The sequence below is a fragment of the Mesorhizobium sp. M1A.F.Ca.ET.072.01.1.1 genome (assembly GCF_004023325.1).
Lineage (GTDB): Bacteria > Pseudomonadota > Alphaproteobacteria > Rhizobiales > Rhizobiaceae > Mesorhizobium.
In genome coordinates this window covers 1-8,752 of the sequence record NZ_RZSF01000285.1, presented here as the reverse complement: position 1 = coordinate 8,752, position 8,752 = coordinate 1, and the positions used below count along the sequence as shown (strand labels likewise).

Annotated in this window: 8 protein-coding genes; 7 read left to right on the top strand and 1 reads right to left on the bottom strand. The window is 65.1% G+C overall.

Features of this window, described 5'->3' with window-relative positions:
- Positions 1–823: GlxA family transcriptional regulator (locus tag EOA32_RS28690; protein WP_145971374.1), on the bottom strand; the 823-nt coding region annotated here is incomplete at its 3' end.
- A gap of 128 nt (positions 824–951) precedes the next feature.
- Between EOA32_RS28690 and EOA32_RS28685 the strand changes: the two genes are divergently transcribed.
- The 7 genes from EOA32_RS28685 to EOA32_RS28650 form a co-directional block, all read left to right on the top strand.
- Positions 952–1,869, top strand: coding sequence for a 3-keto-5-aminohexanoate cleavage protein (locus EOA32_RS28685; protein ID WP_128373509.1), 918 nt, complete (start codon positions 952–954; stop codon positions 1,867–1,869).
- 95 nt (positions 1,870–1,964) lie between these two features.
- Positions 1,965–2,588 (top strand): HD domain-containing protein, encoded by a 624-nt coding sequence (locus EOA32_RS28680; protein ID WP_066996070.1) that lies wholly within the window; start codon positions 1,965–1,967, stop codon positions 2,586–2,588.
- A gap of 2 nt (positions 2,589–2,590) precedes the next feature.
- Positions 2,591–3,718: a carnitine 3-dehydrogenase gene (locus EOA32_RS28675; RefSeq protein WP_095828183.1), complete on the top strand. Its 1,128-nt coding sequence runs from the start codon at positions 2,591–2,593 to the stop codon at positions 3,716–3,718.
- Positions 3,719–3,722: 4 nt separating this feature from the next.
- Entirely contained in the window at positions 3,723–4,886 is a 1,164-nt protein-coding gene (locus EOA32_RS28670; RefSeq protein ID WP_066996076.1) for an acyl-CoA dehydrogenase, read from the top strand.
- 64 nt (positions 4,887–4,950) lie between these two features.
- Positions 4,951–7,029, top strand: coding sequence for an acetate--CoA ligase family protein (locus EOA32_RS28665; protein ID WP_066996197.1), 2,079 nt, complete (start codon positions 4,951–4,953; stop codon positions 7,027–7,029).
- Positions 7,022–7,804, top strand: coding sequence for a carnitinyl-CoA dehydratase (locus EOA32_RS28660; RefSeq protein WP_066996079.1), 783 nt, complete (start codon positions 7,022–7,024; stop codon positions 7,802–7,804). Before EOA32_RS28665 ends, EOA32_RS28660 begins: the two co-directional genes overlap by 8 nt.
- 216 nt (positions 7,805–8,020) lie before the next feature.
- Positions 8,021–8,752 (top strand): alpha/beta hydrolase (locus EOA32_RS28650; protein WP_145971373.1); only part of this gene is annotated, 732 nt, incomplete at its 3' end.

Below are 8,752 nucleotides of genomic sequence, written 5' to 3'. Positions count from 1 at the left end.
GATAATAGGCGCCCGGCGTCTCGCCGATGGACTTGCGGAAGATGCTCTCGAGTGTTCGCGCCGTGACGCCGGCGCGCTTGGCCACGGCATCGATGGTCAGCGGCTCATCGACATGCGCTTCCATCAGCCGGATCGCCTGCGCCAGGCGCGGATCGTAGCCGTCGAGCCGGCCGAGCGAGACCAGCGGCTGAGCGTCGGTCGCCGCGCGCGTCTGATCGTAGATGAAGACGCTCGCCACATCGAGCGCGGCCGCCATGCCGAGCCGGGTGCGGACCAGATGCAGCATCAGGTCGAAGGTGGGCGAGGCACCGCCCGAGGTGAAGACCGGCCCGTCGATGACATAGCGGTCGGGGCGCACATCGACGCCCGGAAAGGCGGCGGAGAAATCCTCCATGTCTTCCCAATGCGTGGTGGCGCTGCGGCCTTCGAGCAGGCCGGCGCGCGCCACCAGCCAGGTGCCGGCCTCGACGCCGCCGCAGGCGCGGGCTGCACGCGCCGCGCGGCGCAACCCGGCCAGCAACGCCGACGTCGCATAGTTCTGCGTTCCGAAGCCGGCGACGACGACCAGCATGTCGGTCGCTTCGGCGGCATCGAAGCGGCCGCTGACGGCGACCGGCAAGCCGCAGGTCGTCACCGGCGCCTCTCCGGTGAGCGAGACCAGCTTGAAGTCGAACAAAGTCTCGCCAGAGATGCGGTTGGCGGCGCGCAGCGGGTCGACCGCCGAGGCCACGCACATGATCGACGAGCCCGAGAACACCAGAAACGTCACCTTGAGGGTTTCCCGCTCGGCGCGAAAGATCGTCGGTTTTTCGCTTTTAGTCATGGCGCCTTCGTAAAATGCAAAACAGTTTCCGGCAAGTCGGTCATGCTTGGCCAGCTTCGGCGCAGGTCGTCATAGCAAAGCCGGTTTCCGGCTTCATCAATGGCTGATCGAATTTGGGAGGAAAGACGATGCCGCTCGCGATGAACCGTGAGGTTTTCATTACCTGTGCCGTGACCGGTTCGGGCGGGACGCAGGACCGCAGCCCGAACGTGCCGCGCTCGCCCAAGCAGATCGCCGATTCGGCGATCGAGGCCGCCAAGGCGGGTGCTGCGATCGTCCATTGCCATGTGCGCGACCCCGAGACCGGCAAGCCCAGGCGTGACGTCCATCTCTACCGTGAGGTCACCGAGCGCATCCGCGAGGCGAACGTGGACGTGGTGCTGAACCTCACCGCCGGCATGGGCGGCGACATGGTGTTCGGCTCGCCGGAAGCGCCGCTGCCGTTCAACGAGAAGGGCACCGACATGGGCGGCGCCACCAACCGCATAGAGCATGTGCGCCAGTGCCTCCCGGAGATCTGCACGCTTGACTGCGGCACGATGAACTTCGCCGAAGCCGATTATGTGATGACCAACACGCCCGGCATGCTGCGCGCCATGGGCGGCATGATGACGGCGCTCGGCGTGAAGCCCGAGATCGAGGCTTTCGATACCGGGCATCTGTGGTTCGCCAAGCAGCTGGTCGAGGAACAGGTGCTGAAGCCGGATGCGCTGGTGCAGCTGTGCATGGGTGTGCCTTGGGGCGCGCCGGACGACCTCAACACCTTCATGGCGATGGTCAACAACGTGCCGTCGACCTGGAACTGGTCGGCCTTCTCGATCGGCCGCAACCAGATGGCCTATGTCGCGGCGGCGGTGCTGGCCGGCGGCAATGTCCGTGTCGGCCTGGAAGACAATCTGTGGCTGGACAAGGGCGTGCTGGCGACCAATGCGCAGCTCGTCGAGCGCGCGGTGAGCATCGTCTCCAATCTCGGTGCGCGCGTGCTCGGACCGGAGGAAGTGCGCAAGAAGCTCAACCTCACCAAGCGGGCGCCGATCGCGGCATGAGCATGATCCCGCAAAGTGGGAACCGGTTTTTGCTTCGCTGACCTGCGGTTCGGAAAAGATCATGCTCAATCAACATTGAAAAGCGGGAGGTCGAGGTGGCTACCGTCAAATTCACCGCGATGAAGGACGGCGACAAGGAAGACTATGAATTCCTGACCGCCCACGAGATCGACTATGCCGCCAGGACAGGGGATCGGCTGCTTTCCGCCCTGGTGCAGCTCGACGAAGGTTTGTCCGGCTACAAGATCACCCGGCTAGGCCATTCGCTGCAGGCGGCGACGCGCGCCTGGCGCGACGGCGCCGACACTGACTGGATCGTCTCCGCGCTTCTGCACGACATCGGCGACATCTACGCGCCCTACAATCATGACGAATATGCCGCCACGATCCTGAAGCCGTTCGTGCGCGAGCAATGCACCTGGGTTGTCGAAAAGCACGGCGACTTCCAGCGCCTCTATTACGCGCATCATTTGGGCGGCAACCAGCATGCCCGCGACCGCTTCGCCGGCCATCTCTATTTCGACGATTGCGACCGGTTCTGCGAGCGCTGGGACCAGTCGAGCTTCGATCCCGACTACGAGACGCTGCCGATCGAGTTCTTCCGGCCCCTCGTGCTCGAAGTCTTCGCGCGCAAAGCTTACGACCCAGCCGTGATCCGCGCCGGCGAGCGCGTGCCGCTTTCCGATCCCGAAACAGCCAAGACCAGAACCGGAGCCTGACCATGAGCATCATCAACAAGGCGGCCGCCATCGGCGGCGGCGTCATCGGCGCCGGCTGGGTGGCGCGCCTGCTCTTGAACGGCATCGATGTTTCGATCTTCGATCCCGATCCCGAGGCGTCGCGCAAAGTCGGCGAGGTGATGAAGGGCGCACGCCGCGCCTACAAGCAGATGCTGCCCGGCGGCCTGCCTAAGGAAGGCAAGCTCACCTTCGCCAAGACGATCGGCGACGCGGTGGCGGATGCCGATTTCATCCAGGAGAGCGTGCCGGAGCGGCTCGACCTCAAGCACAAAGTGCTGGCCGAGATCGACGCCCATGCGCCAGCCAATGCCATAATCGGCTCCTCGACCTCCGGCATCAAGCCGACCGACATGCAGGTGGCGATGAAGAAGCACCCGGAGCGGCTGGTCGTCGGGCACCCGTTCAACCCGGTCTATCTTCTGCCGCTGGTCGAGATCGTCGGCGGCCAGCAGACTTTTCCCGAGGCGATCGAGGTCGCCAAGGAGATCTACGCCTCGATCGGCATGAAGCCGGTGGTGGTGCGCAAGGAAATCGAGGCCTTCGTCGGCGATCGCCTCCTGGAGGCCGCGTGGCGCGAGGCGCTGTGGCTGGTCAAGGACGGCATCTGCACCGTCGAGGAACTCGACGATATCATGCGCTATTCCTTCGGCCTGCGCTGGGCTCAAATGGGCATGTTCCAGGTCTACCGCGTCGCCGGCGGCGAAGCCGGCATGCGCCACTTCATGGCGCAGTTCGGACCTTGCCTGAAATGGCCGTGGACCAAGCTGATGGACGTGCCGGAGTTCAACGACGAGCTGGTCGACCTGATCGCCACGCAGTCGGACGAGCAGGCAAACGGCCTCTCGATCCGCGAGCTTGAAAAGATCCGTGACGACAATCTGGTCGCCATCATGGATGCGCTGTCGAAGCAGAACAAGGGCAAGGGCTGGGGCGCCGGCGCGCTTCACAAGGACTATACCAGGCAGTTGGCCAAGCTGGCGGCGAAGCCGGCCGCCAAGGCAGGCGACAAAGCAAAAGCCGCCAAGCCGGCGAAGAAGATGGCGAAGCCCGCAAAGGCCGAGAAGCCCGCAAAGGCCGACAAGGCGAAAACAAGCAAGAAGAAGGGCTGAGGCGATGCATTTCGGTCTTTCCGAAGAACAAAAACTGATCGTCGAGACGACGCGTGCCTTTGTCGAGAACGAGCTTTACCCGCATGAGCGCGAGGTGGAACGCACCGGCGAACTGCGCCGCGAGCTGATCGACGAATTGAAGGCGAAGGCGATCGCGGCCGGGCTCTACGCCGCCAACATGCCGGCCGATGTCGGCGGCGCCGGCCTCGATACGGTGAGCTGGCTGCTCTACGAGAAGGAACTTGGCCGCGCCAATTACGCGCTGCACTGGACCTGCGTGGCGCGTCCCTCCAACATCCTGCTCGCCGGCACGCCGGAGCAGCGTGAAAAATATCTCTTCCCCTGCATCCGCGGCGAAAAGTGGGACTGCCTGGCGATGACCGAGCCCGGCGCCGGCTCCGACCTGCGCGGCATGAAGGCGACCGCGGTTCAGGACGGCTCGGACTGGGTGCTCAACGGCACCAAGCACTTCATCAGCCACGCCGACATCGCCGACTTTGCCATCGTATTCATGGCTTCGGGCGAAGAGGATTCGCCGCGCGGCAAGCGCAAGAAGATCACCGCCTTCTTCGTCGATAAGGGCACCAAAGGGTTCACGGTGCGCGACGGCTACCGCAACGTCTCGCATCGCGGCTACACCAACTCGATCCTCGAATTCGACGACTGCCGGCTGCCGGCTTCCCAGGTGCTCGGCGAAGTGCATAAGGGCTTCGAGGTGGCGAATTCGTGGCTCGGCGCCACGCGCCTGCAGGTCGGCGCCACCTGCCTCGGCCGCGCAGAGCGCGCGCTTTCGCATGCCATCGAATATGCCGCGCAGCGCCAGCAGTTCGGCCAGCAGATCGGCAAGTTCCAGGGTGTGTCGTTCAAGCTCGCCGATATGGCGACGGAGTTGAAGGCCGCTGACCTGATGGTGTTCGAAGCCGGCTGGAAGTACGATCAGGGCACCGTCACCGATCAGGACATGGCGATGGCCAAGCTGAAGGCTACCGAGATGCTGGCTTTCGTCGCCGACGAGGCGATCCAGATCCATGGCGGCATGGGGCTGATGGACGATCTGCCGCTGGAGCGCATCTGGCGCGACGCGCGCGTCGAGCGCATCTGGGAAGGCACTTCGGAGATTCAGCGACATATTATTTCGCGGGCGTTGCTGCGCCCGTTCGGGGCTTAGAGCATGATCCGCCAAAACCGGGATCCGGTTTTGGCAACGATCGTGCTCAAATGAAAAGATGACCATGCATAAACTCGAACGTCTCCTGCGCCCGAAATCGATCGCCGTGTTCGGCGGGGCGCAGGCCGCCGCCGTCGTCGCGCAATCAATCAAGATGGGCTTTGCCGGCGAAATCTGGCCGGTGCACCCGACCAAGGACGAGGTCGCAGGCCGCAAGGCCTACCGTTCCGTCGCCGACTTGCCCGGCGCACCGGACGCCGCCTTTGTCGGGGTCAACCGGCATCTCACCATCGAAGTGGTCAAGGCATTGGCCGAGCGCGGCGCCGGTGGCGCCGTCTGCTTTGCCGCCGGCTTCCTCGAGACCGAGGCCTATGACGAGGACGGCGAGCGGCTGCAGGCCGAGCTGGTCGCCGCCGCGGGTGAGATGCCGATCATCGGCCCGAACTGCTATGGTCTGATCAACTATGCCGACGGCGCGCTTTTGTGGCCCGATCAGCATGGCGGGATCAGGCTTGCCGAGGGCGGCAAGGGCGTCGCCATCATCACTCAGTCGTCCAACATCGCCATCAACATGACGATGCAGAAGCGCGGTCTGCCGATCGCGTTCCTGATGACGGCCGGCAACCAGGCGCAGACCGGCCTTTCCGAAATGGCGCTCGGTCTGATCGAGGACGAGCGCGTCACGTCGCTTGGCCTGCATATCGAGGCCTTCGATTCCGTGGCCGGCTTCGAGCGATTGGCGGCGAGAGCCCGCGAGCTGAAGAAGCCGATCATCGCCATGAAGGTCGGCCGCTCGGAACAGGCGCGGCAGGCGACGGTTTCCCATACCGCGTCGCTTGCCGGTTCGGATGCCGCCTCGGGCGCGTTCCTGAAGCGGCTGGGCATCGCGCGCGTCGATTCCATACCGGCCTTCATCGAGGCGTTGAAGCTCTTGCACATCACCGGGCCGCTGCCCGGCTACAGACTGTCGTCGATGAGCTGCTCGGGCGGCGAAGCCTCCGTGATGGCCGACAGCGCGGAAGGACGCTGGGTGCATTTCCCGACGCTAAGCGCCGAGCATCGCGCGCATGTCAAATCGACGCTCGGGCCGCTGGTCGCGGTCGCCAATCCGCTCGACTACCACACCTTCATCTGGAACAACGAGCCGGCGATGACGGCCACCTTCACTGCCATGGTGTCGGGCGGCTTCGACCTCAACATGCTGGTGCTCGACTTCCCGCGCCCCGACCGCTGCTCGGACACCGACTGGTGGGCGACGCTGCGTGCCTTCGAGGCGGCGCTGAAGACCAACAGGGCGCAGGGCGCGATCGTCTCCTCGCTGCCGGAAAACCTGCCGGAGGAATATACCGCCGGGCTGATGGCGCGCGGCATGGTGCCCTTGTTCGGCATTTCGGAAGCGATGGACGCCGCCCAGGCCGCCGCCTTCATCGGCTGGGCCTGGCGCGAGCCGCAGGCGCAGCCGGTCGACACCACGGCGGCGGGCGCTTCCGACGGCGACCACGTCACACCGGACGAAGCCGAGGCCAAAGCGCGTCTGATCGAGGCCGGGCTGCCGGTGCCGAAGGGCGAGCGCGCCTCGAACGCGGTCGAGGCGGTGATTGCGTCCATGGCGCTTGGTTTCCCGGTGGCGCTGAAGACGCTCGGCGTGACGCACAAGTCGGAGGTCGGCGCCGTGCGGCTGAACCTCAAGGACGCCGAATCCGTCAGCAATGCCGCGCATGACCTGTTGCCGCTCGGCACCGGGCTCTATGCCGAGCGCATGGTGCGCGACGGCGTCGCCGAACTGATCGTCGGCTTCACCCGCGACCCGATGTTCGGCGCGGTGATGACGCTCGGCACCGGCGGCGTGCTGGTCGAGCTGCTGCGCGACAGCGTGACCCTGATGCTGCCGGCGACGCGCGACGACATCGAGGCGGCGCTGCGTGGCCTGAAGCTCTATCCGCTGCTGGAGGGCTATCGCGGCCGGCCCAAGGCCGACGTCCAGGCCGCCATCGACGCCATCGCCGGCATTGCCGACTTCGTGCAGAAGAATGAAGGCGAAATCGAAGAGCTCGACATCAACCCGCTGATCGTCTGCGCCGAAGGCAAGGGCGCCTGGATCGCCGACGCACTGCTGGTGCTTGGAGAAAAGAAGAATGGCTGACGTCATCACCACCCGCCGCGAAGGCACGATCCTGGAAGTCACGCTCGACCGGCCCAAGGCCAATGCCATCGACCTCAAGACCTCACGACTGATGGGCGAGACGTTCAAGGCGTTCCGCGACGATCCCGGCTTGCGCGTCGCCATCGTCAAGACGGCCGGAGACAAGTTCTTCTGCGCCGGCTGGGACCTGAAGGCGGCTGCGGCCGGCGACGCGGTCGACGGCGACTACGGCGTCGGCGGCTTTGCCGGGCTGCAGGAACTGCGCGACTTGAACAAGCCGGTGATAGCTTGCGTCAACGGCATGGCGGTGGGCGGCGGCTTCGAGCTGGCGCTGTCCTGCGACCTGATCTACGCCTCTGACCATTCTTCCTTCGCGCTGCCCGAGATTCGCGCCGGCACGCTGGCCGACGCCGCGACGATCAAGCTGCCGAAACGCATTCCCTACCATATCGCCATGGACCTTCTCCTCACCGGCCGTTGGATGGATGTGGCGGAAGCGCATCGCTGGGGCCTGGTCAACGAGGTGCTGCCCAAGGAGAAGCTGGAGGACCGCGTCTGGGAAATCGCGCGGCTTTTGGCCAGCGGCCCGCCGCTGGTTTTCGCCGCGATCAAGGAGACGGCGCGCGTGGCCGAGGCGCTGACCTTCCAGGAGGCCATGAACAAGGTGACGCGCAGGCAACTGCCGACGGTCGATATCCTCTACGGCTCGGAGGACAATATGGAAGGCTTCCGCGCCTTTGCGGAGAAGCGCGATCCGGTGTGGAAGGGTAGATAGGCCGCAGACGATGGCGTTCCGTCACACCCCCCTCTGCCCTGCCGGGCGTCTCCCCCGCAAGGGGGGAGATCGGATGTCACGGTCGCTTTCGCCAATTGCCAGCGTCGCAGGTGGATCGCCGGCGCCCAAGCTGCCAATCTCTCCCCCTGCGGGGGAGATGTCCGGCAGGACAGAGGGGGGTGCTCAGGCTCGACCTTCGCGATCGGCCCAAGCGCTATGACCGACTACAAGACCCTCATCGACGCCGAGACCTGGGCTTTCATCGAGAAGACCAATTCCTATTACCCGCCCGACACGATCGACTACACGATCGCAGAGCAGCGGGCGATCTACGACCGGATGTGCCGCGAGTTCTTCGCCGGCTATCCGCAAGGCGTGACGGTCGAAACGACCGCCATCGCCACGCCGACCGCCAGCATCCCGATCCGCATCTATAGCAACGCGGAAACGAACAGCGCCGCAATGGTGCTCTATGTTCATGGCGGCGGATTCATCCTCGGCGGGCTGGACAGCCATGACGATGTCTGCGCCGAGCTGTGCGCCCGCACCGGCTACGAGGTGGTCTCGGTCGATTACCGGCTGGCGCCGGAACATCTGCATCCGGCCGCCTTCGACGACGTGCTAAGCGCCTTTGAATGGGCCGCCAAGACCTATGTTTGCCCTGTCCTGCTTTGCGGCGACAGCGCCGGCGGAAACCTCTGCGCCGCCGTTGCCCACGCAACGCGCGGTCACGTCAAGAAGCCGGCCGGCCAGGTGCTGATCTATCCCAGCCTCGGGGGCGACCACTCGCGCGGCTCCTATGTGGCGCATGCTGACGCGCCGATGCTGACCCTGCGCGATATCGAATTCTACCTGAAGATTCGCACCGGCGGCGTGGACCGGACCGGCGACCTCACGCTGTCGCCGCTCGCCGACGCCAATTTCGCCTATCTCCCGCCGACAGTGCTG